We start from the raw sequence: 21,689 nt of genomic DNA, 5'->3' as shown, positions 1-21,689 counted from the left end.
GCCGGTCCGGGGCTCGGCCGTCAGGGCCGGCGATCCGGCCCGAGCGGGAGTCCGGCGTCCAGGAAATCCATCGTGCGCGCGATGTTGTCGAGGTTCATCGGCGCCATCGCTTGGACCGCCAGCCCGGCGCCCGTCATCGCGCCTGCCGCCACTCGCACCTCGAAGTCGTCGGGCGAGCGGCCGAGGTGATCGGCCAGCAATCCGGACAGCAGATCGATGCTGCGCATCATCTCCAAGCCGATCGCGGAGCGCAGTTCCGGCACGTGGAACAGCAGCGCTTGGCGCTCCTGCTCGAACGCCAGCTCGGCGGCGGGCAGGTTGGCGAAGACCTCGCGCACCGCCTCGCGGAAGGCGGCCATCGGGCGGACGTCGCGCGGCTGACGGCGCAGCGCCTCGATGATCACCGGATCGAGATCGTCGGCCAGTACCAGCTGTTCCTTGGACGGGAAGTAGCGGAAGAAGGTGCTCGGCGAGACATCGGCGGCCGCGGCGATCTGCTCGACGGTCGTCTCGCCGTACCCCTGCTCGCGGAACAGCCGGAAAGCCTCGAGGCGAATCGTCCGCCGGGTCCGTTCCTTCTTCCGCTCGCGCAGACCTCGCGCCGTCCCGTTCGCGGGTAGCTCAACCGACATGAATCGATTCTGCCGCACCCGGCTCCCGCGCCCGGTCGGGTTGCCGCACGCGGATGAACGTCGCCGTGAGCACGGCCGCCAGCAGGCACAGCGCGGCGCAGGCCCAGAGCATCGCGCTCATGCCACCGAGGAAGGCGACCTGCACCTGGTGCAGCATCGACTGATCACCCAGGCGCCGCGCCGTGGCGACGCCCGCGTTCACGCCGTCGTCGATCGGTTCGCGGTTCAGCGCGCCGAGCTCGGACCGATACCGGGTGGCCAGCACGGTGCCGAGCACCGCGACGCCGATGGTGCCGCCTGCCTGACGCAGCGCCTGCAACAGCGCGGAACCGGAGCCGGAGCGCTCCGCGTCCAGTTCGCCCATCGCCATGCCCATCGCGGCGGGCATGACCAAACCCATCCCCGCGCCCAGCAGCGTCAGCCACAGGGCGGTGAAGCCGTAGCCGCTGTCCACGGTGGTGAGCGCGCCCAGCACCAGGGAACCGGCCAAGACGGTGAACCCGGCGGTGATCACGACGCGGATGCCCAGTTTCGGCAGCACCTTGTCGACCAACCTGCTGCCGACCAGCAACCCGCCGATCAGCGGAAGCAACCGCAGGCCGCTGCCGAGCGCGTCCACGCCGAGCACCGCCTGGAAGTACTGCGGAACGGTGAAGAACATGCCGAACATGGCGAAGTTCACCACGATGGAAAACCCCGTGCCCCAGCGGAATCCGTCGGCGGCGAACAGGCCGAGATCGACCAGCGGATGCGTCGTCCTGCGTTGCCAGGCCAGGAAAGCGCCGAACAGGAGCACACCCGCCGCGACGATGCCCCAAGCCACACCGTCGCCCCAGCCTTTCTCCCCGATGCGGATGAAGCCATACGTCAGTCCGAGCATGCCCGCGGCCGACAGCACCACCCCGGGCAGGTCGAGCCGGAAGCGTCGCGTGCTGCGCGATTCCGGTACCAACGCGGCGACGGCGAGCGCGCCGATCACGACCATCGGCACGTTGATCAGGAACACCGAACCCCACCAGAAGTTGCGCAGCAGCCAGCCGCCCACGATCGGGCCCAGCGGAAGACCGATCGCGGTGGAGGTGATCCAGATCGTGAGCGCCCGCTGGAGATCGGCCGGTTCGGGGAACATCGCGGGCAGCACCGACATCGACAGCGGCATCATCACCGCCGCCGCGAGCCCGAGGACGACGCGCGCCGCGATGAGCTCGCCGGGCGAGGTGGCCACGGCGCAGGCGACGGACGCGACACCGAACAGCACCAAGGCGGCCAGCAGGAACTTCTTGCGGCCGTAGCGGTCGCCGAGCGCGCCCGCGGGCAGCATCACCGCGGCCAGCGCCAGCGTGTAGGCGCTGCTGAACCATTGCAGCGCGGCGGTATTCGCGTTCAGGTCGACCGCGAGCGTGGGCAGCGCCACGGTCAGCACGGTGACATCGAGCCCGATGGTCAGCATCGCCACGGCCAGCGCGCCGAGGGCGAGCCAGCGGCGGGTCGAGTCATTCTTCATGACGCCTCCGAAAGTGGTAGATACAACTTTTTGATAGTAGCTGTCATTTGGTAGTAGATGTCAATATTGGTGCCCGGAGGGCTGAGTGTGTGCGGCCGATCACCGACTCGCTCGCTAGGCTCGTCGGCGATGAAGATCACTCGCCGTGCCCTGCTCTGCGTGGGCGCCGTGCTGGCCGTCGCCGCGATCGCAACGACGGCCGCGCCGTCCCTCGCCGAGCCCAGCACCTCTACGCCGTTCACCACCCCGAACACCGACGGCTGCCCGCAGAAGACGGTGCCGCCCGCGCCGATCGACGCCTCCGAGGTGCCCGCGCCCGGACAGTCGGCTCCCGCACCGCTGCCGATCCCTTCCCCGCCGATCGGCGGGCCCCGCCTCGGCGAGTGCGGGGTCGTGCTTCCCAAAGCCGCACCGCCTGCCCCGCAGGAGATTTCGGCGACGGCCTGGTTGGTGGCGGATCTGGACACCGGCGAAGTGCTCGCGGCGAAGGACCCGCACGGGCGCTACCGGCCCGCCAGCACGATCAAAGTGCTGCTGGCCACGCTGGCGCTGCGCACGCTGAATCTCGACAAGGTGGTGGTCGGCACGCAGGCCGACGCCGATGCCGACGGCACCCGGGTGGGCATCGGCCCCGGCGGCCGCTACACGAACCGGCAGCTCATGCAGGCGTTGATCATGGCCTCGGGCAACGACGCCGCGCATGCCATCGCCACGCAGCTGGGCGGCGACGCCGCGACCGTCGCGAAGATGAACGACCTCGCGAAATCATTGCGCGCCATGGACACTCGCACGGCCACACCGTCCGGGCTGGACGGGCCCGGGATGAGCACTTCGGCCTATGACCTCGCCGTGCTGTTCCGCGAGGCCATGACCATCCCGCTGTTCGCGGAGCTGATCCACACCGAGCAGGCCGACTTCCCTGGCTACCCCGCCGACCCGGCGGTTCCCGGCGACACCGACCGCCCCGGCTACCCGATCGGCAACGACAACCAACTGCTCTACAACTACGACGGCGCCCTCGGCGGAAAAACCGGCTTCACCGACGACGCGCGCCAGACCTTCGTCGCCGCCGCCCAGCGCAACGGCCGCAGGCTCGCCGTCACCCTGCTCAAGGCCGACGTGCGGCCGATCCGGCCGTGGGAACAGGCCGCCCGCCTGCTCGACTACGGATTCGCGTTGCCCCGCGGCGCCTCGATCGGCAACTTGCCCGGCGCGGTGGTAGCCCAGCGCGACCAGAGCGCGGTCACCCTGGCCGCGCCGCCCACGGCGGGCAGCGACCGGGCCACGCCTTCGGTGCCGGGCAGCGACCCGTCAGCCATGCCCGCGGCCGAGGACCGCCGCACCGGCGCCAGGACCATGCTGATCATCGGCGGTGTCCTCTTGGTCGCCGCGCTGCTGCTCGGCGCACGTCAGGCCAACCGGCGACGCTGATCGAACGTTCACCGACGGCCCGGCAACCTGCGCAATCCGGAAAGCGCGAGTGCCGCGAGCGCGCCCGCACCGAAGTAGGTGGCACCCACGCCCACCGATATATCGCGTGCGCTGACCCGCGGCGCGATCACGGCGGGTCCGGGTGCGGGAATCTCCGCTTCCGGCTCGTTCTCCGCGGCGGTGGCGGCCCATGCGGTGGCGAACAGGACGATGCGATAGGTGATGTAACTGAACACCATCAGGCCGATGATCGAGCCGAAGGTGGCGCCCGCCGGGCTGCTCAGCACCGATCGCAGATAGATCGACGCGACGATTTTGAACACTTCGAACACCAGCGCGGCCAGCGCGGCCGCCTTGACGGCGCTGGCCAGCGTCACCGGCTCCCGAGGCAACCTCGCGATGACCCACGCGAACACCGCCCAGGAGGCGAGGAACCCGAGCAAGGTCGACGACAGCCACAGCAGCACGCCCGCCCCGGGCGCTTCGCCGAGGCCGAGGCTTTCGAGTAGCCGCGAACCGAGGGTGCTCGAGGCCAGCGCCGACAACCCCAGCGATACCGCGAAGGCGAGACCGAGACCGACGAGTGCCCCCAGATCGGAGAGCTTGGTCATCAGCCAATTGCCGTCCGGAGACTTCTGCTCCCACTGCTCGGTGAGCGCGGCCCGCAGGTTGGACATCCAGCCCAGCCCGCTGTAGACGCCGGTGAACAGACCCAGGACACCGACCGTGCCCCGCGACTCGACCGCCTGATCGACCAGGTCGTTCACTTGGGTGCCGAACGAGCCCGGAATGTTCTCGATGATCTTGGCGCGCAACTCCTCGAGCAGATCCGGATTGCTGGACAAGACCAGGCCCGCGACCGAGAAAGCGATCATCAGCAGCGGGAACAGCGACAGCACAGTGAAATACGTGATGCCCGCCGCGTAGTAGTCACCCCGTTGCCGCTGGTAGCGCCCCGCCGCACGGACCAGATGGTCCAGCCACGGCTGTCCCTGGACCCGGCGTTCGATCCCGGCCTTGACATTGTCGATCACCTGCACCATTCGCCCCTTCGACCAAGAGACCTCGCACGACGCCTGACGGGGCGCACGAAGGTGAAGTAGCCGTTCAGCGACTCAGCAAACCGACCCGGTCGTAGACCTGTGCGAGGGTGTTGCCGGCGATCTCTCGCGCACGCTCGGCCCCGGCGGCGAGTATGCGGTCGAGCTCACCTTGATCCGACATGTACTCTTGCACCTTCGCACGCAACGGCGTGACGAATTCGACCAGCGCGTCGGCCACGTCGGCTTTCAGCTCGCCGTAACCCTTCCCCTCGAAATCCTTCTCCAGCGTGACGATCGGCGCGCCGGTGAGCGAACTCAGGATCACCAGCAGGTTGCTGACGCCCGGCTTGCGTTCCGGGTCGTAGCGGATCTCGCGTTCGGTGTCGGTGACCGCGGACTTCACCTTCTTCGCGGTGACCTTCGGGTCGTCGAGCAGATTGATCAGGCCCGCGTCGGTGGAGGCGGACTTGCTCATCTTGGCGGTGGGATCCTGCAAGTCGTAGATCTTCGCCGTGCCCTTGACGATGTGCGCTTCCGGCACCACGAACGTCTTCTTGAACCGGCTATTGAAGCGCTGGGCCAGGTTTCGGGTCAGCTCCAGATGCTGGCGCTGGTCCTCGCCGACCGGCACCTGATGGGCGCGGTAGAGCAGGATGTCGGCGGCCATCAGCACCGGGTAGGTGAACAGGCCCACGGTCGCGTTCTCCGCACCCTGCTTCACCGACTTGTCCTTGAACTGGGTCATCCGGCCGGCCTCGCCGAAACCGGTGAGACAGCTGAGCACCCAGGCCAGCTCGGCATGCTCGGGCACCTGGCTCTGCACGAACAGGGTGGACTTCTTCGGGTCGATGCCGAGTGCGAGCAGCTGGGCGGCGGCGGCCTTCGTGCGCGCCTTCAGCTCCTTGGGATCCTGCGGCACGGTGATCGCGTGCATGTTCGGGATGAAATACAGCGCGTCGTAGTCGTCCTGCATGGTCACCCAGTACTGCAGCGCGCCAAGGTAGTTCCCGAGATGAAACGAGGAGCTGGTCGGCTGGATCCCGGAAAGAACCCGCTGCTTGCGTTCGGCGGCCGGGCTGGGCGCAGGACTGGACATACTCCGATCTTCCCATGCGGCTCAAGCGGAATTTCGCTGCACCCAGTTGCGCGCGTCCACCCCCGGCATACTCGGCCGTCCGCCGCTGACCAGTTCGTGTTCGCGCTGGGACAGCCTCTTGTAGACCGGCGCGCTCGGCCCGGCGAGCGTGCCACGCAACACCGGTGGCACCAGCGGAACCGATATGTGCGCGGTGCGGACCGCCCGGGACAGCCCCTGGTAGGCGACCTCCTCGGCCACGCCCCACCGCATCCCGTACATCCGGCGGATCCGCGGCGGCAGGCTGCCCTGCACCAGCAGGTAGAACGCGGAGGTGACCTGCTGCAACGGCACGCCCTGCGCGTAGGGGACGCGCTGTCCGGCCAGGTAGGAGCCGACCAACCGCGCCTCGTCGGTGAGGAACAGCTCGTCGGAGGCCAGGTAGCCGTCGAAGTACGCGCGGAACTCGCGGTAGCTGCCCGGCGCCGCGTCCGCGGGCATGCCGAACAGCTCGCCCCAGCGCACGTAGTCCTGGTAGAGCCCCTCGCGCTCGCCCTCGGTCATGGTGCGCACCAGCAGGTCGTACATCACCTCGGCCGAGTCGAAGGTGAAGGCCATCGTCATGAACATCAGGTGCGGATCGAGCGCGGAGTACCCGGTGCCCGCGGGGTGGTGGGCTCCGGCATCCTCCGGCAGCGCGCCACGCACGCTGACGTGCCGTTTCCTGGTGAACGCCAGGGCGCGGTCGGCCTCGGACCTGCTGCCGAGGAAGACCGCCTCGAACAGGCGGCCGGTCAGCGCGAGCCGGGTGTAGGGCGTCATCCGATGCTCGGTGTTCTCCGCTGTGCCGACATAGAGCAGCGGGTGCACCGCGCCGATCACCAGTGCGCGCAAGCCGTAGGTCAGACCCACCGCGCGCTTGCTCATCACCCGCCGGACCATCGAGTGGTCACTGAAATAGCCGGGCTCGGACATCGTTGCCTCCTCGTCGAGCGCATCTGGCAACAGCATCCCCCAGAATTCGCATTTCTGGCAAGACTCTCTGCCAGAATGTTGCCTTGTCGGCACCCGGCGTGGGCTCCAGCGCACCTGTAAGAATCGAGGGGTGACGGCGCAACGGACGTACGGGGGCATCTCCGCCGAGGAGCGCCGGGCGCAGCGGCGTGCGGCGCTGCTGGAGGCAGCTCTGGAGATCATCGGCACGGAAGGGCTCGAGAAGCTGACCGTGTCGGGGCTGTGCGCGCGGGCCGGCCTCAACGAGCGGTACTACTACGAGAACTTCGACAGCCGTGACAGCGTGCTCATCGCCCTGACCGACGGAATCGCGGAGGAACTGGCGGCGGCCATCCTCGCCGCGGTGCGCACCGCCGCGCCGGACACGCGCGCGACCGCGCACGCCGCGATCACCGCGGGCGTGCACCTGCTCACCGACGACCCGCGCAAGGCGAAAGCAGCCCTGATCGCGGGCATGGCGACACCGGAGCTACGCGCCCGCACCACCGAGACGGTGCGCGCGTTCGCGCACATGGTGGCCTCGGAGGGCACCGACTTCTACCGGATGTCCGATTCGGCCCCGGCCTCCGCGATCGACTTCCGCGCCCTGTACCTGGTCGGCGGGCTGGTGCAGACGCTGACCGCCTGGTTGCAAGGCGATCTGAACCTCACCCGCGACGAATTGATCGAGCACACGGTCGACGTGTTCGTCCTGCTCGGCGAGGACCTGGCGGAAAAACTGCGGTAACGGTCCCGCTCACAGCCGCAGGGACACGTCCTCGAGGTCGGGCGCGTCGCCTTGCAGGACGACCCGGAAGAGCACGTCGCGCCGCGACCAGTAGGCCGCGCAGTCGCGCATGGCCTCGGCGAACCAGTCACGCTCGATCGGCTCGTCGGCGAGCAACCCGGCCGAGTCACGCACCACGGCAACGTATCCGGCCCCTTCACCGAGGAAATCATCCAGATCACGCAGGCATTCGTCGAACGCGTCCTTGTTCTCGCCGAAGTAGTACGGGAATTGGAACGCGGCGGCGAACTCGTCGAAGAGTCGGGCGGTGGTGGGCATCTTCGCGCCACGCAGCTCGCGCACCAGGTAACCGGGGGGCGCCTTGTCCCGCACACCGCTGAACTCGGCGGCATCGACGGCGAGGGCGCCGAACGTGACACGCGGCGGGGCGAGTTCCGACCTCGGCGGCGCGTCGTCCACGTCGGGACGGGCAAGGAACCGCGACAGCGTGACGGTCTTTGTCATCAGCGCATCCTCGTGAAGGTCTTGTAGTGGTCACCGGTGTACCAGGCCGAGCCGTCGCTGCCGGTGACGATGCGTTCGGCGTCGCGGGATCGGCCGGACTGCTTGGGATTGACGTCCCATTCCTGATAGGTGATCGGCTTGCCGGAACCGTCCGCGGCGGGCAGGTTGCCGCCGCGGTTCTGCCATCGCTCGCCCCCCTTGGTGCCCGGGGCATTCGCCGAGCCAGGCCACCGGCCCGCGTCGATCTCCCGCAGCGTGACGTACGCGCGCTCCGGCACGCCGGACGCCTGGGTGACCGGCGACGCGCTGTCTCCGCCCCGCGGGACGGCGGCGGTTGGCGTCACCGTGACGGTCGCGACGGTGGTCGCGCGGCTCGCCGGAGTCGATGTGGTGGTATCGCCGCCGTCGTACAACGCGAGCACCGCAGCCAACACCACCAAAGCCACCGCGCAGAGCAGTCCGAGGCCGCGCTTGATCGACCGGTTCATCGGTACTGCACCGTGACGGGCGCGTGGTCGGACCTACGAGAGTCACCCTGGAACAGTGAAGGAACCGGAATACAGACCCCGTTACGCCCCTTGCTGGTGGCGCGGCTATCCGTCATGACTGACGAATCTACGTCACCTGCCCCACAGTTGGGCTCACTCGTCTGGCGTGTACTCGGCGTACCGCCCCGACTTGGGGAAGGTGACTACCGCCAACTCCTCCGCAGCTTTGGGCAGTGCGGCTATGGCCCGGTGGTCGGGACCGAGATACGGGTTCACTTCCTCGGCGATCTTCTGCAACCGATCACGGACCACCACCGAAAGCTCTCGGAGCAGCTTCCCGGGGAACTCCGGCGGGTTATCAGGAAAGTCCGATCTTGCGCCGGGGTCACGTTCCGGAATCATCTATGAACCGCCTTCACGTTCGATTCGTTGCTGAATCGCCCGTACGGACTTCTCTTTCGGTATCCGCTGAGGCCAGAACACCACCGCGAAGAAGGCGACCAGCGGGACAGCGAACGCCACGAACAACCCCATCACGCGGACTCCGTCTCGTCGTCCACCAAACCGAGTCGTTCCGCTTCACCACGGCCGAACGTCCGAGCTTCGTTACACGACTCCCCGGGGTGATGGAACTCGACATACACGCCCGGCTCTGCGTCTTCGGTGTCATCCCACCGTTCGAACACACCACCGGGGAACGGGTAAAGCGCTGCGCCCCTGCGTTGTTGGTCTCCGTCTGCGGTCATTTCAACCCCTGTAGTAGGCCAGTGGTAGGCACCCCGTGACCGGTTGGCGTCACATGTCACGGGGGCCGACTCCGACGGTACGAACCGTCTACCGAGCCGGTCCACGATCGTGCTCAATCGTGCACGAGTCAAAGATTTCCAGTGCTTACCTGGTATCTCTGAGCCACAATCGGATCTGTACGTGCAATCTCGTGCACGACATAATCCGGAGGTACACAGATGCCGTTACGTTTCCTAGGCAAAGGCGGAAGCACCAACAATGGATGCCCTACCTTGCTGGCGAACGACCCCGGCGGGTACGTCGTCCAAGCATGGAAGACAGACCGGGCCGACACCGTCGAGTTGCCACACCTGCTACTCGGGTTCTTGGAACCGGATACGTTCATCGGTGCGACGTTGACCGACACCGGCCGGGGAACATTTCGGCTCACCGGTCGGCCGGTCACCGAACCGGAACTACTCGCACAGCTCGACATTGCCGACGACGAAACCGCTATCGAGGTTCCGAAGCTAGAAAGGACGTTCTACGGTGCTGCTAGTGCCCGATGAAGGGTTCCCGGACCTACTCCGGACCTGCAAGCGGGAAGCGTTTCACCTCGAAGTGCTCGACTCGTACGCCGAACCGAACGAGCATGAACCGTTCCGGCGATTCCTGGCAGACGAGCCGGATGACTACGCATGGTTCCAGCCGTGGACCGAGCTAGTACAGGAGGCGACCAGCCGGGGCGTAGCGGTTACACGGGTACGAATCGTCACCGAACCCCACACCGACTACACCCGGTTCGCGCTTGCCGTGGCAGCGCTCAACGTACGGGCAGGCGAAGACATTCGATATCTGCCCCGGCATCGTGCCGGGGAAGTCCCTTCGGATGACTATTGGCTACTTGATGACGAAACAGTGGTCTTCTCAGCGTTCGGGGAGTCCGGAGGTTGGTCCGGTGCGGTAACCAGCGACCCGCACATTGCCGCGTACTGTCGCGGGCTCCGAGTCCGGTTCTGGTCTCTCGCCACTCCGTTTCCGGAGTACGTCACACAGTGACCGGTTCCGTTGACCAGCAGCGCGAATATCTCGGGGCGCAACTCCGGGGTATTCGTGTTGCCGCTGGGTTGTCCGGTGCGGAGTTGGCACGCCGTAGCGGATGGGACGCCAGCAAGGTCTCCAAGATCGAATACGGACGGATACGGCCGTCTCTGGAGGACATCTCGGCGTACTGCCGACACTGCAACGCGGGTGACCAACTAGCAGACCTCCACGCGGCGCGGCAGAGCATAGATACCGCGTACCTCGAATGGCGGAAGATTCTCGGTACCGGAACGAAGCGCAGGCAGCAAGCGTCGATCAAGTGGGAATCCGAAGCTCGGATCATCCGATCGTTTGAACCGGTCTTGGTTCCCGGTCTTCTACAGACCGCCGACTACGCGGCGGGCATCCTGCGGAAGGTAATCGAGTTCCAGCAGATTCCGAACGATCTGGACGCGGGTGTATCCAAGCGGATGCAGCGGCAACAAGTCTTGTATCAGCGGGATCACTTGTTCCACTTCGTCCTTGGTGAACAAGCGTTGTACACCACCGTTGGCGACGATCAGACGATGGTCGGCCAGCTCGACCGGCTCTTAGCTGTCCAAGGTATGCCACGTGTGACGCTCGGAATCGTGCCGATGCTGGCACCGTTCGAGACGGCTACCACGTCGTTTCTGATGTTCGATTCGAGTCGTGTCCTGGTCGAAAACATCACGGCAGAGCTGTCGATCACGCAGCCGCGAGAGATCGCGGTATATCACCGGACGTTCGATGTTCTGGCCGGTCAGTCCGTGACCGGTGAAGCAGCACGGGAGCTGATCCGCAAGGCGCTGGATGCTCGTACGCCCCGCCCGTGACCGTGACCGTGTAGGGGGTATTCGTTGGTCAGCGGTGCGGGAACCTTCTCCGCGAACTCCACCGTGACCGGAGCATGGTCAGACCAACGCTCGGCGTACGTCGCCGCACGCTCCACCCGTGCCGACACAGCGCGGGAGGCGACCCCCTCTCTTGCGTAAACCGCGTCGATGCGCCAACCGCTGTCGTTGTCGAACGCGCGGCCCCGGTAGGACCACCAGCTGTACGGGCCGTCGACCCCGGGATGCAGGTGGCGCACCACGTCGACGTAGCCCGCGGCCAGCAGGTCATCGATCCACGCCCGCTCCTGCGGCAGGAAGCCGGCCGACTTCAGGTTGCCTTTCCAGTTCTTCAAGTCCCGCTCGGTGTGCGCGATGTTCCAGTCCCCGGCGACCACGAAGTCCCCGGTTCGCGCGGTGAGATAGGCGCCGAGTTCGGCCATGAAGCGGTACTTCTCGTCTTGGCGCACCGTGCCCGCGTCGCCGGAGTGCACGTAGACGCTGGCCACGGTGACGTCCTCGAAGTCGGCCTCCAGATAGCGTCCCGCGGCGGCGAACTCGCTGCTGCCGAAGCCGACTCGCACGGCGCAGGGCGTCCGCCGGGACAGGATGCCGACACCGGCGCGGCCCTTCGACTCCGGCTCGGCGTGCGACAGTTGCCATCCCGCGTCGAGCGCGGGAGCCAGCGCGGCCCGGACCTGCGCGTCGGTCGCGCGGGTCTCCTGCACGCACACGACGTCGGCTTCGGTGACCGCGAGCCAGGCGAGCAGCCCCTTGCCCGCGGCGGCGCGGACACCGTTCACGTTCACTGTCGAGATATACGGCACCTCACGACCGTACAATGCTGGTCAGATGAAGTCCCCCCGGACACTGCCGTCCAGGAAGGGGTGAAGACGATGTCGTCCGATACCTCCCAGTCCTCCTCCGCCGCCGCGCGCGGCTCCACCCCGGCGAAACAGCCACAGCCGATCAAGGCACTGCATGTAGGTTCCGGCGATCCCCTGCTGTTGCTGCACGGATTCATGATGTCGCCGCACTGCTGGGAGCAGACCGCCGCGCGGCTGTCGACGCACTGCGAAGTGTTCGCGCCCGCGTTCGCGGGGCACTGGGGCGGTGCGCCCACCGAGGGCCCGGCGGTGAACGTCTCGACGCTGGCCGACGGGATCTGTGATCAGCTCGACGAACTGGGCTGGCGCACCTGCCATATCGCGGGCAACTCCCTCGGCGGGCTGGTCGGCGTCGAACTCGCCCGCCGCGGACGCGCCCGCACCTTGACGCTCATCGCGCCCGCGGGCGGCTGGCACGCGCCCTCGCTGACCCAGTGGCGGATCAACCTGAAATTCCTCTCGCTGGTGCCGATCGTCCAGATCGGCAAGCGCCTGGGCGGATTCGCGATCGGCAACCCCCTCGCCCAGCGGATCGCGCTGCTCGCACTGAGCAAGCAGGCCTCCGCGGTCTCCCGCCGCGACGCCGCCGCCGCCCTCGCCGCCGCACTGCACTGCCCGGCGATGGTGCCGATGATCCTCGGCGCGATGCGAGCGCCGGCCCAGGAGGACCTGTCCTCCCTGCGGACGCCGGTCCGGCTGCTGCTCGCGGAGTACGACCGGGTCATCCCCAACCGCGTCTACGCACGCCGCTACCTGAAGGAACTGCCCGAATCCGCCGACCGCATCCTGGTCAACGGCGTCGGCCACGTGCCGATGCTGGAAGCGCCCGACCGCATCGCCACCCTCATCGCCGAGCACGTGTACGCCAGCCGCACGCGGTTGCGCGCTGTGTAGTTTTTCCAGCGCCTTCGGCGCTGGGTGTTCGCGGCCCCTTTGTGGCTCGCGACCGGGAGTCGGGGTTGAGCTGGGCTCGTTGACGATCGAGCTCTCGATAGCGGGCCCGCGGCTCGTGGGGCGGGTGGGCAGTGCCAGTTCGCTTCGGTCGAGACCCCTGGTTGGGGTCAACTGGACGCGTCGGCAGCTCAGGGCCACATGCACACGGTCAGAGCGGCCCGACTCGATTGCCGGCAGGGTCGCGCCTCGAAGACACGAGCCCCGGACAGGACACGGTGAAGGTCGCCCGGCTCGACCGGCGGTAGGGCCGATGTGGTCGTGCGCAGCAGTGTTCATAGGACTGAAGGCGGCCGAGCCGTGATCACACGGCGGCCGTCGAATGACCGCCGTCCGCCCGTGCGCTGAGACGGCAGACAGCCCGGTCACAAACGGCCGAAGCTCGGCTGTTTCGCTCGAATCCATGAGCGCCGAGCAAGTTGCCGAGCGAGTCGGCCGCTCGAAACTACTGCGCCAGAAGGCCCTTCGCGATGTGGGTCACCTGGATCTCGTTGCTGCCCGCGTAGATCATCAGCGACTTGGCGTCGCGCGCGAGTTGCTCCACGTGGTACTCGGTCATGTAGCCGTTGCCGCCGAAGAGCTGGACCGCTTCCATCGCCACCTCGGTGGCCGCCTCGGAGGCGTACAGCTTCATCGCGGAGGCCTCGGCCAGGGTCGGGGGTTTGCCCGCGCGGCCCCGCTCCAGCGTGTTGAACACCATGTTCTGCACGTTGATCCGCGCGATCTCCATCTTCGCCAGCTTCAGCTGGACGAGTTGGAAGCGCCCGATTTCCTGGCCCCAGAGTTTGCGGCTCTTGGCGTACTCCAGGCACAGTCGATGACACTCGTTGATGATGCCCAGCGCCATGAAGGCCACGCCGATGCGCTCGGCGGTGAAGCTGGACCGGGCGCTGTCGCGGCCGTCGCCGCCCTTGTGCTCCTCGGTCTCGCCGAGCAGCCGGTCGCGGCCGACGCGCACGTTGTCGAAGAACAGTTCACCGGTCGGGGAGGAATGCAGGCCCATCTTCTTAAACGGCTTGCCCTGGGTGAGGCCTGGCATGCCCTTGTCGAGCACGAAGGTGAGCACCTTGCGGTCGCGCTTGTCACCGCCCGCGCCGTCGTCCAGCTTCGCGTAGACGATCATCACGTCGGCGAAGGGACCGTTGGTGATGAAGGTCTTCTGCCCGTTGAGCAGGTAGTCCTCCCCGTCGCGCTTGACGTAGGTCTTCATGCCGCCGAACGCGTCGGAACCGGAGTCCGGTTCGGTGATCGCCCAGGACGCCACCTTCCGCATGGTGACGATGTCCTCCAGCCAGCGCTGCTTCTGCGCCGGCGTGCCGCGCGACATGATGGTGGTGGCGCCGAGACCGATGCTCACGCCCATCGCGGTGACCAGGCCCATGCACACCCCGGACAGCTCACCGATGAGCACCGCCATCAGCGATTCCTGTCCGGCGAACGGGCTCGAGCCGGAGGCCTTCTTCTCCGGCTTCGGCTCCCCCGCCGCCACGGCGGCCTGCCGCGCCTCCTGCTTGGCAAGCATCTTCTGCACGGCCTCGCCGCCCATCACGTCGATCCCGAACTCGCGGAACAACTTCCGGATGACGGGGTACGGCGGCAGTTCGCCGCTGTCGAGCGCGTCCAGGTTGGGGCGGATCTCCTTGTCGATGAACCCCCGGACGGCATCGCGGATCATCACATCGGTCTCGGACCATTCGAACATCGTCGTTCTCCTCACATTCCCCGGGATCAGGGCAGCCGGGCGGCGATGTCGTCGATCAGCCACGGACCCTCGGTCTCGATGGTCTTCACATCGTGCCAACCCGCCAGCTCGGAGATCGCGCCGCCCTGCACCGCGAACACCTTGCCGGTGATCGGGCACGTCTCGGCGGCCAGGTACGCGACCAGCGGCGCGATATTGGCCGGGGCGAAGGCGTCGAACCCGCCCTCGGACGACTCCGCCTCGGCCGCCAGCATCTCGCCCATACCGGGAGTGGCCAGGGTGAGCCGGGTGCGCGCGATCGGCGCGATCGCGTTGACCCGCACGCCGTAGCGGGCCAGTTCGTCGGCGGCCACCAGGGTCAGGGCGGCGATCGCGGCCTTGGCCGCGCCGTAATTTGCCTGGCCCGGGTTGGGCAGGGTGGTACCGGACGCCGATGCGGTGTTGATCACCGCGGCATCGGGCTGATTGCCCGCCTTGGACTGCTGCTTCCAATACGCGGCGGCATGGTGCAGCACCGCGGCGTGCCCCTTTAGATGCACGGCGATCACCGCGTCCCACTGCGCTTCGGACATGCCCGCGATGAAGGCGTCGCGCAGGATGCCCGCGTTGTTGACCACGACGTCGAGGCCGCCGAACTCGGTGACCGCCTGTTCCACCAGCTTCTGCGCGCCGTCCCAGGTGGCGACGTCGTCGGTATTGGCCACCGCCCTGCCGCCCGCGGCGACGATCTCGCGCGCCACATCCTGGGCGGGACCGCTGTCGGTCCCCTCGCCCGCGTTGCTGCCGCCGAGGTCGTTGACGACCACCGCGGCGCCCTCCTTCGCGAACAGCAGTGCGTGCTCGCGGCCGATGCCGCGGCCCGCACCGGTGATGACGGCGACCCGTCCGTCCAGTACGCCCATGTGTTGTCTCCTGAAGTCGCGCCGAATCCGGCGATGGGAAAGAACGCGGCGGAATTCGTGCCGCCGCTGGAGGATCAGTCGGCGATCTCGGCCAGTCCGTCGCTGAGCACGACATCGTCGCCGCGCACGGTCTCGAAGGCGTAGCGGGTGATCCCGTCGGAGGAGCCTGCCTTCCAGATGCGGGTCTCCAGCTCGTCACCGGGGAAGACCAGCTTGGCGAAGCGCACCGCGAACCGCCGGAGCCTATGCACATCCGACTCCGCGACCTCCGTGAGCACCGCCCAGGACGCGAACGCCATGGTGCACAACCCGTGCGCGATGATGCCGGGCAGTCCGGCATCCTTGGCAACCTGTTCGTCCAGGTGCAGCGGCACCGGATCACCGGAAGCCGGTGCGTAACGGAAGGTCTGGTCATGGTCCACGTGCTGCGCCACCACGGCGACCGGATCCTGCTCGCGCAGCCGTTCGTCGAACTTGTGCGCCGGAGCGGCCGCGCCGACCGTCGCGCCCGCGTCGATATTGCGGAAGAAGGCGGTCAGGTATTGGTCGTTGACCGGTTCGCCCGCGTCGGTGCGGCATTCGATGCGGATGGTGATGGTGGTCCCGTTCGGTCGGCTGGTGTAGCCGATCGCCTTGGCGCGCGACACCAGCCGGTCGCCGGGCCGGATCGCGCGGTGGAAGTGGAAATCCTGCTCCCCGTGCACGACCCGGCCGAAGATGTCCATCGGCGCGACATCGATGACGGGCATCATCATGGCCTCGAAGACCGGGACGATCGCGAACACCGGCGCGGCCACCGTACCGGCCAGATGCGCGGCGATCGGATCGTTCGTCGCGGCCGCGTACTCCGCCACGCGTGCGGCGGTGACCTCGAAACGCTCCTCGTCGGACCAGGTTTCCAAACCACTGTCGTCGAACTCGGCGATGCGGGCGGTGGTACTCATGCCGACTCCTCTCCGGCACGAGCGGGGCCCTGCGTGGTCACGCTCCGCTGCCGCCTCCGGGCCTGACCGCTCATGCCGTGTCCGATTCGGCATGAGCGGGGGCCCTGCGTGGTCACGCTCCGCTGCCGCCTCCGGGCCTGACCGCTCATGCCGCTGCGGCCAAGGCGTCGAGTTGTTCGAGTGATCGGTCCAGCTGTTTGACGCCGTCCTTCTCCACCGCTTTGCCGAGCGCGCCCTTGATCAGGGCGCCCTCGAAGTCACCGGACACCAGGATGCTGCTTCCCTCGCCGTTGGGCCGGATATCGAAGGTGAACTCGGTCTTCACCCCGGCCATGCCGGTGCCGCCGAGGGTCAGCTTGTGCGGCGCGTCCACCGAGACGATGGTCCACTCCAGCTTGTTCGCCATGCCGAGCATCACGATCTTGGCGACCAGCTTGACGCCCTCGGTGAGCACAGCGGGCGGCTCCTCCATGAAGCGCTCGTGGATGGTGAACCATTTGTCCCAGGTCTGCGGGTCGGAGACGACCGCCCACAGAGCTTCCGGGGCGGCGTTGACGTCCTTGGTGGCTTCGATGTGTCCCATGTGTCGACTCCTCGTCGAGTTCGTCCGCGGCCGGGCCGCGTCAGCGATCGGCGCGCTGGTAGGCGGTGACGACGGCAGCGCCGCCGAGGCCGATGTTGTGTTGCAGGGCGGCGGTGACGCCGTCCACCTGCCGCTTGTCCGCGGCGCCGCGCAGCTGCCAGGTCAGCTCCGAGCACTGGGCGAGCCCCGTCGCGCCGAGCGGATGCCCCTTCGAGATCAGGCCGCCGGAGGGGTTGACCACCCATTTGCCGCCGTAGGTGGTCTGACCGTCGTCGACCAGCTGTCCCGCCTCGCCCTCGCCGCACAGCCCGAGCGCTTCGTAGAGCAGCAGTTCGTTGGCCGAGAAGCAGTCGTGCAACTCGATGACCTGGAAGTCCTCCGGGCCGAGCCCCGCCTGCTGGTAGACCTTCCGCGCGGCCTGGACGTTCATGTCGTAGCCGATCAGGTTCTTGGCGGTCTCGTCGAAGGTCGAGGCGAAGTCGGTGGTCATCGCCTGGCCGACGATCTCCACCGCCTGCCCGGCGAGGTCGTGGGCGTCGACGAAGTCCTCACCGGCGAGGATGACCGCACCGGACCCGTCGGAGGTCGGCGAGCATTGCAGCTTGGTGAGCGGGTCGTAGATCATCCGCGAGGCGAGGATGTCGTCGAGGGTGTACTCGTCCTGGAACTGCGAGAACGGGTTGTTCACCGAGTGCTTGTGGTTCTTGTAGCCGATCTTGGCGAAATGCTCTGCGGTGGTGCCGTACTGCTTCATGTGCTCGCGCCCCGCGGCGCCGAACATCCACGGCGCCACCGGGAACAGCACCTCGGAGATCTCCGCCAGCGCCATGATGTGCTTGGCCATGGGCTGCTCGCGGTCGTCCCAGGTGGATCCGAGCGAGCCGGGCTGCATCTTCTCGAAGCCGAGCGCCAGCGTGCATTCCGCCAGACCGCCCCGGATCGCCTGCGCGGCAAGGTAGAGCGCCGTCGAGCCGGTGGAGCAGTTGTTGTTCACGTTGACCACCGGGATGCCGGTCATGCCGAGTTCGTAGACGGCACGCTGCCCGGAGGTGGATTCGCCGTAGACATAACCGACGTAGGCCTGTTCCACCAGGTTGTAGTCGATTCCCGCGTCGGCGAGCGCCTTGGTTCCGGATTCCCGGGCCATGTCCGGGTAGTCCCACGCGCGGGTGGTGCCGTCGGCTTCCTCGACCATGCGGCGGCCCGGCTTCTCGAACTTCGTCATCCCGACACCGACCACGTAGACCTTGTTCGCCATCGAACTCCTCAGTTTGTACGTACGCCGCGAGGCGGCCGAACGAGTGAAAACAAACATACAAGGTTGTATGTAAGTGGGCAAGAGATTTGTGCGGCAGCGCAAGCTCCATGCCGGTAACCAGCTGATTGCGTCTCACCTGCTACATACAGTGAGACATGCATGTTCTCTGATTACCGGGCTGGATCGATCTGATCAGATAATCGCCGGTGGATCGATGACCATGACGGTCGCGCGGGCGGAGCAGGCGCGCATCGGACGATTTCCGAGCCAGGGCGCATCCCCTCGGCCGACCAGAACATACAGCAGTGTATGTAAGTGTAAGATCGAGCGATGGCCAGGAGCGTAGTCGTGAAGCAGCAGCGCCGGACGCAGGAGCAGCGCAGCACCGAGATGCGCACCCGCCTGCTGGACGCGACGGTGGACTGCCTGGTCGAGTACGGATACTCCGGCACCACGACGCCACGGGTGGCCGAACGCGCGGGGGTGACTCGCGGAGCCCAAGTGCATCACTTCGGCTCGAAAACCGATCTCGTGGTGGCCGCGATCAGTCATCTGGCGCAGTTGCGCGCCGAGACCGCCATGCGGGAGATGTCGCGGGTCGAAGCCGGCGACGATCCGGTGACGGCGGCGCTGGAGTTCCTGTGGGACCTGCACCAGGGTCCGCTGTTCATCGCGACCGTCGAACTGTGGGTGGCGGGGCGCACCGATCCGGTGCTGGCCGCGGCGATGGAGAAGGTCGAGCCGTTCGTCAACAACGCCGTCCTGCTGGCGGTCGCCCGTTTCGTGCCGGACGACGTGCGCCGCAAGGAGGCGCGCGACTTCATCTACACGGCCATGGACGCGCTGCGCGGCATCCTGATCTCGAATTTCGTCGATCCGGACGACGAACGCGCCCGGCGCCGCTGGCGCCGCGCCTCGGCGCACCTGCACGAGATCGCGGGCCGCGCGCTCGCCCGCCGCCCCGCCGAATAGTCCTCAGCGGCGAGTCCGGATTCCGCTGCTTCCACCGGCGCCCGCCCGCGCGTTGTCAGGCGCGGTTGTCGAACGTCGGGAACACGACGTAATAGTCGCCGTCGGGAACGATGTTGTCCTCCGTCACGATGCCGGTTTGGCCGTCGAGATAGTAGATGTCTCCGTCGATGTTGGCGACGTTGTAGTGATGACCGAAGGCATCGGAGTACCGGTTGCCCGACATGATCGCGTTGTGCCCGGATTCCTGCAGGTTCTCGGATATCGCTTCATGGATCTCGCGATGGCTGTCGCCGTGGAAACGTTCTGTCGAGGGCTCGATGAACTTCTGGGCACCGCTCGGCCCGGCGACGGCGGGACGTCCGGCCAGGATGTCGCGCACCGCCCAAGAGCATTCCATGCAGTTGCCCGCCGTCCGTGACCTCGTCGGGTTGACCAGCAGCAGCAGTTCACGCACCTCGGCGAGGGTCGGCGGCCGGTCGATGATCCGGGACAAGATCGTGGCCTGGGCCGCGTGGGCTCGCCGCATGGCATCCGCCTCCACCGGCGTCGGCTGATGGGCGTTGCGAATCAACCGGGACACCCCGGCCGGGCGTATCTCGGCGAGTGGGATCGCGGTCGATCCGGTCGCCCCAGCGGGCGTCGCCCCGGTCCGCGCAGGGCCGATCCCCGCGATCGCTGCCGCGCCTTCCCTATCGGCTCGGTCGAACTCTTGCGCCCCCGTGCGCAAGGTCTCGCCTTTCTCCCGGTAGAACTGGCCCAGTGCCTCGCCCGCGGTGCGGCGCCCACCATCGGAGTCCGCCGGAGTTCCGAGCAGCCCCCTCAACTTTCGGCGTACCTCATCGAAGGCCGCGGACAGCGGACCCTTCATCCCGACTTCGGCGAACCGTGGGAATTCATACGGCCACGGTCCAACGGGCGGCTTACAGTCCCCTTACCGTTATCTTGTCACCGCTCGCGCCCGTCACCGGATGACGAGCGAAAGCGCTACTGCGGCACTGCCACCGTGCCGCCCGCTGTTCGGTCCCGCGATTTCCGCGCGGTCCAGACCGTCACCGCGAACAGCAACACGCCGGTCGCGGCCAAGGCGGCGCCGACCACGGCCGGGGCCGTGTAACCCAGGCCCGCGGCGATGACCAGGCCGCCGAGCCAGGCTCCGGCGGCGTTGGCGATGTTCAGAGCGGCGTGGTTGAGGGCGGCGGCGAGGGTCTGGGCATCCGCCGCGACATCCATCAGACGCGTTTGCAGCCCGGGCGCCAGCGCGGCCCCGGATGCGCCGACCAGCAACGCGCCGAAGGCCGCGGTATAGGGGTTGTGCGCGGCGGCGACGAATCCAGCGAGGATGACGGTCATCGCGACCATCGACACCGAGATGGCACGGTCCACGCCGCGGTCGGCGAGCACACCGCCGACGATGTTTCCGATCACCATGCCCACGCCGAACAGCATCAACACCAGGGGGACCGCCCCGGCCCGCAGACCGGCGACGTCGGTGAGCGTGGTCGCGATGTAGGTGTAGACGGCGAACATGCCGCCGAACCCGACCGCGCCGACCAGCAACGTCAACAGCACCTGCGGACGCCGCAGCGCGCCGAGTTCGGTGATCGGATCGGTCATGGTGATGCCGGTGAGTACCGGCACGAAACGCAGCAGCGCGGCCACGGTGCAGACACCGATCAAGGCGACCACCACGAACGCGTCGCGCCAGCCGAGATGCTGCCCGAGCCAGGTAGCTGCGGGAACGCCGACGACGTTGGCGGCGCTCAACCCCAGCATAACCGCCGCAACCGCTTTGGCCCGCTGTCCCGCCGGGGCGAGAGTGGCCGCGGCCAGCGAGGCGACGCCGAAGTAGGCGCCGTGTGGCAATCCCGACACGAACCGCGCCGCGACCAGCGTCTCGAACGAGGGTGCCACCACGGACGCCGCGTTGCCAACCGTGAACGCCGCCATGAGCGCGATGAGCAGCCGCTTGCGTGCCACCCGCGCGCACAGCGCCGCGATCAACGGCGCGCCGATCACCACGCCGAGCGCGTAGGCCGATACCGCGTGCCCCGCGGTGGGCTCGGAGACGTGCATATCCGAGGCGATGTCCGGCAGCAAACCCATGGTGACGAATTCGGTCGTCCCGATCCCGAATCCACCGAGGGCCAGTGCCAGCATGGCCGGTACATGCCAAGCGGTTCGTCCGGGTGGGGCGGCGGTGCTGGTCGTCACGGGGCTGGTCACGTGTTCATGTAACCGGTCCCGGCCCGTATCCGCTTCCCGGGCGAACGTGAGTTCGCCCACCGTGACGTCGATGAACGACGCTTGTCGACCCCGCGAATCGTCCTGAACCGCTACACCCGTCGCGCATCCCCCGCTGCTGCGGCTGTTCGAGGCGGAGGTCGAACGCGGCAACGGGGCGGCCGGCTTCACCCGGGCGCTGGTGGGCGAAACAGTGCGGGCACCCGTTCC

At 67.5% G+C, this 21,689-nt stretch carries 22 protein-coding genes and 1 pseudogene; 7 read left to right on the top strand and 16 right to left on the bottom strand.

The genetic code is table 11. The annotated features are described in order from the left end of the window. Nucleotides 1–20: 20 nt before the first annotated feature. Nucleotides 21–632: a TetR family transcriptional regulator gene (locus tag ON29_RS05335; protein WP_040865006.1), complete on the bottom strand. Its 612-nt coding sequence runs from the start codon at nucleotides 630–632 to the stop codon at nucleotides 21–23. Further along, nucleotides 622–2,136, bottom strand: coding sequence for an MFS transporter (locus ON29_RS05330; RefSeq protein WP_040865005.1), 1,515 nt, complete (start codon nucleotides 2,134–2,136; stop codon nucleotides 622–624). Before ON29_RS05330 ends, ON29_RS05335 begins: the two co-directional genes overlap by 11 nt. Before the next feature lie 129 nt (nucleotides 2,137–2,265). On the opposite strand from ON29_RS05330, the gene ON29_RS05325 reads away from it, so the two are divergent. Then, complete coding sequence (locus ON29_RS05325) at nucleotides 2,266–3,567, top strand: D-alanyl-D-alanine carboxypeptidase family protein (RefSeq protein ID WP_040865004.1); 1,302 nt, start codon at nucleotides 2,266–2,268, stop codon at nucleotides 3,565–3,567. A gap of 8 nt (nucleotides 3,568–3,575) precedes the next feature. Here the strand turns inward: ON29_RS05325 and yhjD are convergent, their stop codons facing one another. From yhjD to ON29_RS05310, 3 genes are all read right to left on the bottom strand, one after another. Continuing rightward, nucleotides 3,576–4,607 carry an inner membrane protein YhjD gene (gene yhjD, locus ON29_RS05320; protein WP_083863256.1) on the bottom strand — a complete coding sequence of 344 codons (1,032 nt, stop codon included), beginning with the start codon at nucleotides 4,605–4,607 and terminating at the stop codon, nucleotides 3,576–3,578. Nucleotides 4,608–4,674: 67 nt separating this feature from the next. Continuing rightward, nucleotides 4,675–5,706: a tryptophan--tRNA ligase gene (trpS, locus tag ON29_RS05315; RefSeq protein ID WP_040865002.1), complete on the bottom strand. Its 1,032-nt coding sequence runs from the start codon at nucleotides 5,704–5,706 to the stop codon at nucleotides 4,675–4,677. Nucleotides 5,707–5,727: 21 nt separating this feature from the next. Further along, nucleotides 5,728–6,660: an oxygenase MpaB family protein gene (locus ON29_RS05310; RefSeq protein ID WP_040865055.1), complete on the bottom strand. Its 933-nt coding sequence runs from the start codon at nucleotides 6,658–6,660 to the stop codon at nucleotides 5,728–5,730. A 130-nt stretch (nucleotides 6,661–6,790) separates the two neighbouring features. Here ON29_RS05310 and ON29_RS05305 point away from each other — a divergent pair, with 130 nt between their 5' ends. Continuing rightward, complete coding sequence (locus ON29_RS05305) at nucleotides 6,791–7,426, top strand: TetR/AcrR family transcriptional regulator (RefSeq protein WP_040865001.1); 636 nt, start codon at nucleotides 6,791–6,793, stop codon at nucleotides 7,424–7,426. Nucleotides 7,427–7,435: 9 nt separating this feature from the next. Here ON29_RS05305 and ON29_RS05300 read toward each other — a convergent pair whose 3' ends face one another. From ON29_RS05300 to ON29_RS05290, 3 genes are all read right to left on the bottom strand, one after another. Continuing rightward, complete coding sequence (locus ON29_RS05300; protein ID WP_040865000.1) at nucleotides 7,436–7,930, bottom strand: barstar family protein; 495 nt, start codon at nucleotides 7,928–7,930, stop codon at nucleotides 7,436–7,438. After that, a complete protein-coding gene (locus tag ON29_RS05295) occupies nucleotides 7,930–8,418 on the bottom strand; it encodes a guanyl-specific ribonuclease (RefSeq protein WP_040864999.1) in 489 nt (162 codons plus the stop codon). Before ON29_RS05295 ends, ON29_RS05300 begins: the two co-directional genes overlap by 1 nt. A gap of 153 nt (nucleotides 8,419–8,571) precedes the next feature. After that, nucleotides 8,572–8,820: a hypothetical protein gene (locus tag ON29_RS05290; protein ID WP_040864998.1), complete on the bottom strand. Its 249-nt coding sequence runs from the start codon at nucleotides 8,818–8,820 to the stop codon at nucleotides 8,572–8,574. 617 nt (nucleotides 8,821–9,437) lie between these two features. On the opposite strand from ON29_RS05290, the gene ON29_RS05285 reads away from it, so the two are divergent. Genes ON29_RS05285 through ON29_RS05275 form a run of 3 tightly spaced genes read left to right on the top strand, consistent with a single transcriptional unit; the run spans nucleotide 9,438 to nucleotide 11,042 of the window. Beyond that, complete coding sequence (locus ON29_RS05285) at nucleotides 9,438–9,713, top strand: hypothetical protein (RefSeq protein WP_240679458.1); 276 nt, start codon at nucleotides 9,438–9,440, stop codon at nucleotides 9,711–9,713. Further along, the gene (locus ON29_RS05280; protein ID WP_040864996.1) at nucleotides 9,694–10,203 is read left to right on the top strand and encodes a DUF6879 family protein; all 510 of its coding nucleotides are present in this window, start codon (nucleotides 9,694–9,696) and stop codon (nucleotides 10,201–10,203) included. The genes ON29_RS05285 and ON29_RS05280 overlap by 20 nt, the downstream gene beginning before the upstream one ends. Next, entirely contained in the window at nucleotides 10,200–11,042 is an 843-nt protein-coding gene (locus ON29_RS05275) for a helix-turn-helix domain-containing protein (RefSeq protein WP_051174887.1), read from the top strand. The genes ON29_RS05280 and ON29_RS05275 overlap by 4 nt, the downstream gene beginning before the upstream one ends. A 53-nt stretch (nucleotides 11,043–11,095) precedes the next feature. Here ON29_RS05275 and ON29_RS05270 read toward each other — a convergent pair. Next, nucleotides 11,096–11,881 (bottom strand): annotated as a pseudogene (locus ON29_RS05270) (exodeoxyribonuclease III); the annotation flags it as partial. A gap of 54 nt (nucleotides 11,882–11,935) precedes the next feature. Here ON29_RS05270 and ephH point away from each other — a divergent pair. Next, nucleotides 11,936–12,820: an epoxide hydrolase EphH gene (ephH, locus tag ON29_RS05265; RefSeq protein WP_051174895.1), complete on the top strand. Its 885-nt coding sequence runs from the start codon at nucleotides 11,936–11,938 to the stop codon at nucleotides 12,818–12,820. A 502-nt stretch (nucleotides 12,821–13,322) separates the two neighbouring features. Here the strand turns inward: ephH and ON29_RS05260 are convergent. From ON29_RS05260 to ON29_RS05240, 5 genes are all read right to left on the bottom strand, one after another. Continuing rightward, complete coding sequence (locus ON29_RS05260) at nucleotides 13,323–14,579, bottom strand: acyl-CoA dehydrogenase family protein (RefSeq protein WP_040864995.1); 1,257 nt, start codon at nucleotides 14,577–14,579, stop codon at nucleotides 13,323–13,325. A gap of 26 nt (nucleotides 14,580–14,605) precedes the next feature. Next, nucleotides 14,606–15,481: an SDR family oxidoreductase gene (locus tag ON29_RS05255; protein ID WP_040864994.1), complete on the bottom strand. Its 876-nt coding sequence runs from the start codon at nucleotides 15,479–15,481 to the stop codon at nucleotides 14,606–14,608. Between the two features lie 74 nt (nucleotides 15,482–15,555). Then, nucleotides 15,556–16,425: a MaoC/PaaZ C-terminal domain-containing protein gene (locus ON29_RS05250; RefSeq protein ID WP_040864993.1), complete on the bottom strand. Its 870-nt coding sequence runs from the start codon at nucleotides 16,423–16,425 to the stop codon at nucleotides 15,556–15,558. Between the two features lie 145 nt (nucleotides 16,426–16,570). Continuing rightward, nucleotides 16,571–17,008: a type II toxin-antitoxin system Rv0910 family toxin gene (locus tag ON29_RS05245; protein ID WP_040864992.1), complete on the bottom strand. Its 438-nt coding sequence runs from the start codon at nucleotides 17,006–17,008 to the stop codon at nucleotides 16,571–16,573. Nucleotides 17,009–17,048: 40 nt separating this feature from the next. Further along, entirely contained in the window at nucleotides 17,049–18,266 is a 1,218-nt protein-coding gene (locus ON29_RS05240) for a lipid-transfer protein (protein WP_040864991.1), read from the bottom strand. Nucleotides 18,267–18,596: 330 nt separating this feature from the next. On the opposite strand from ON29_RS05240, the gene ON29_RS05235 reads away from it, so the two are divergent. Next, complete coding sequence (locus ON29_RS05235) at nucleotides 18,597–19,238, top strand: TetR/AcrR family transcriptional regulator (protein WP_040864990.1); 642 nt, start codon at nucleotides 18,597–18,599, stop codon at nucleotides 19,236–19,238. Nucleotides 19,239–19,293: 55 nt separating this feature from the next. Here the strand turns inward: ON29_RS05235 and ON29_RS05230 are convergent, their stop codons facing one another. Both ON29_RS05230 and ON29_RS05225 read right to left on the bottom strand, forming a co-directional pair. Continuing rightward, complete coding sequence (locus ON29_RS05230; protein WP_157172658.1) at nucleotides 19,294–20,061, bottom strand: toxin glutamine deamidase domain-containing protein; 768 nt, start codon at nucleotides 20,059–20,061, stop codon at nucleotides 19,294–19,296. 161 nt (nucleotides 20,062–20,222) lie between these two features. Continuing rightward, complete coding sequence (locus ON29_RS05225; RefSeq protein ID WP_051174894.1) at nucleotides 20,223–21,395, bottom strand: MFS transporter; 1,173 nt, start codon at nucleotides 21,393–21,395, stop codon at nucleotides 20,223–20,225. Nucleotides 21,396–21,689: the final 294 nt, after the last annotated feature.

This window comes from Nocardia exalbida NBRC 100660, from assembly GCF_000308575.1.
Lineage (GTDB): Bacteria > Actinomycetota > Actinomycetes > Mycobacteriales > Mycobacteriaceae > Nocardia > Nocardia exalbida.
The sequence above is the reverse complement of the archived record's forward strand: the minus strand, read 5'-3'. Positions and strand labels throughout refer to the sequence as shown.